Annotated in this window: 3 protein-coding genes; all 3 read right to left on the bottom strand. The window is 64.1% G+C overall.

Annotation, left to right across the window (positions count from 1 at the left end; all coding sequences use genetic code 11):
* Positions 1–34: 34 nt before the first annotated feature.
* Genes EN750_RS31365 through EN750_RS31355 form a run of 3 tightly spaced genes read right to left on the bottom strand, consistent with a single transcriptional unit; the run spans position 35 to position 2,027 of the window.
* Positions 35–970, bottom strand: a complete 936-nt coding sequence (locus tag EN750_RS31365) for a phosphatidate cytidylyltransferase (RefSeq protein ID WP_127267053.1) — start codon at positions 968–970, stop codon at positions 35–37.
* Positions 970–1,632 carry a lysophospholipid acyltransferase family protein gene (locus EN750_RS31360; RefSeq protein WP_127399022.1) on the bottom strand — a complete coding sequence of 221 codons (663 nt, stop codon included), beginning with the start codon at positions 1,630–1,632 and terminating at the stop codon, positions 970–972. The genes EN750_RS31365 and EN750_RS31360 overlap by 1 nt, the downstream gene beginning before the upstream one ends.
* On the bottom strand, positions 1,629–2,027 hold the full coding sequence (locus EN750_RS31355) for a hypothetical protein (protein WP_127372752.1): 399 nt from the start codon (positions 2,025–2,027) through the stop codon (positions 1,629–1,631). Before EN750_RS31355 ends, EN750_RS31360 begins: the two co-directional genes overlap by 4 nt.
* Between the last annotated feature and the right edge of the window lie 81 nt (positions 2,028–2,108).

Below are 2,108 nucleotides of genomic sequence, written 5' to 3'. Positions count from 1 at the left end.
CGCCAATGAACCGCTCTTGCAACAGGCCGCCGGCTCAGACCGTCCAGAAATAGCGCACGATGTGGAAGAACACCGGGGCGGCGAAGACCAGGCTGTCGGTGCGGTCCATCATGCCGCCATGGCCTTCGATCAGATGGCCCCAGTCCTTGACGCCCTGATCGCGCTTGATGGCCGAGGCGACCAGCCCGCCGAGAAATCCCATCGAGCAGGCGACGAAGGCCACGGCTGCTGCCTGCAGCGGCGAGAAGGGTGTCACGAACGATAGCAGCGCGCCGAGCAGGCTCGCCGACACCAGTCCGCCGATCAGCCCTTCCCAGGTTTTCGAAGGCGAGACGTTCGGCGAAAAACGGTGTTTTCCAAACAGCTTGCCGAAGATGTATTGCAGCACGTCGCTGCCTTGCACGACGATGATCAGGAACGCGATCAGCAGCAGGGTGCGGCCTTCGAAGCCCGGCACCTCGAGTGTCAGCAGGGCAGGCACATGGCTGACACAATAGACCGAGATCATCACCGCCCATTGCTGCGCGGCGATGCGCTCGAGGAAGCGTTCGGTGTCGCCATGCAGCGCCGTGATGGCCGGCATCAACAGGAAGCAATAGACCGGAATGAAGATGACGAAGAGCCCGTACCAGGCGGTCCACACCAGCCAGTATTGAAACGGTATGATGATGCCGAACATGCCGAGCAGCACCCAATGGTCGCTGCGGCGGGTGTGCGTCAGCGTCACGAATTCGCGCAGCGCGGCGAAGGAGATCAGAGCGAACAGGATGGTCATCCCGTAACGCCCGAAGAAGAAGGCGACCGTCATCAGCGCCACCATCACCCACCAGGCGTTGATCCGCTGGCTGAGATTGACCAGCGTCGAACTAAGCGGCTTCGGCGCTCGCGCCGAAAGTATGGTGGCGACGATGCTGGCGGTGGTCAAAACCGCCAGCAGGCCGATGATCAGGATGGAGATTTCGTGGCGCATCAATCGTCTCGCTCGGGACGCGGGTTGAGCGCCAGAAGCGCGGCGTGGGCGCGTTCGAGGAAGGCGCGGCGTTCTTCGCCCGGACCGATCGCCACCGGTGCGCCGAAGACGACGCGGCACAGCAGCGGCACCGGCAGGAACTGGCCCTTGGGCAGCACGCGCGACATGTTCTCGATCCAGCACGGGATCAGCTCGACCTGAGGCCGCGCCGTCGACAGATTGTAGAGCCCGGAGCGGAATGCCAGCAGCGGCTGTTCGGTCATGTTGCGTGTGCCTTCGGGAAACAGGATCAGCGAGTGGCCCTGGTCGAGAACCGACAGCATGATCTCGATCGGGTTTTCCTCAGGTCTCGTCCACTGCCGGTTGATGAGCACCGACGACAGCATGTCCTGCGCGATGAAGCGGCGCAGCCGCGACTTCCCCCAATATTCGCCTGCGGCAACAGCATGGGTGATCGCGCGCTCGCTTTCGCTGAGACAGGCCGACAGCAGGATAAAGTCGCCATGGCTGGTGTGGTTGGCGAAATAGATGCGCTGGCGGTCGGAGGGCAGGCTGCCGTTCCAGATCGGACGCACGCCCGTCACCATCCGGGCCAGCGCCGAGAGGCCGACGGAGGTTACCGTCTGCAGCAAGGTGAAGGTCTTGAGCGAAAGCCTGTTCATCGCGGCGCCCAAAACCCTGACGCCAGAAGTGCTGCGGCAAACAGAGCCAGGGCGGCGCGCTGCTTGAACAGTAGGCGACGCGTGCCAGCAATGCGGTCATCGAGCGAGCGTGTCGCGGGCGGGGCCGTTTTCAGGCGCATGCGCGCCAGCATGTCGTCCACCGCGGCACCGCCGGAAGCTTCGTCATCATGGCCAGCCATGACCCGGAACAACAGAGCGTCGAATGCCAGCAATGCCGACAGCGCCAGAACGGCGACAGCGCTCGCGGCTGTGATCGACAGCGCAACGGCCGCCGGCAAAGTCTCGAAGCCGCCGCGCGTCGAGGCAGCCAGCGGCGCAAGGATATTTGCCGCCACCACGATTGCGGCCGGCCACGCTGCCTGCCGCATCAGCATGCCGGCGAAGCGGTCGGTGCGGTCCTGGTAGGCATTGCCGGTTCATCTTGCCGACGCCATAGAGCGCGCGGCGTCATGACC

It is taken from the genome of Mesorhizobium sp. M7A.F.Ca.ET.027.03.2.1 (genome assembly GCF_003999175.1).
GTDB lineage: Bacteria > Pseudomonadota > Alphaproteobacteria > Rhizobiales > Rhizobiaceae > Mesorhizobium.
The sequence above is the reverse complement of the archived record's forward strand: the minus strand, read 5'-3'. Positions and strand labels throughout refer to the sequence as shown.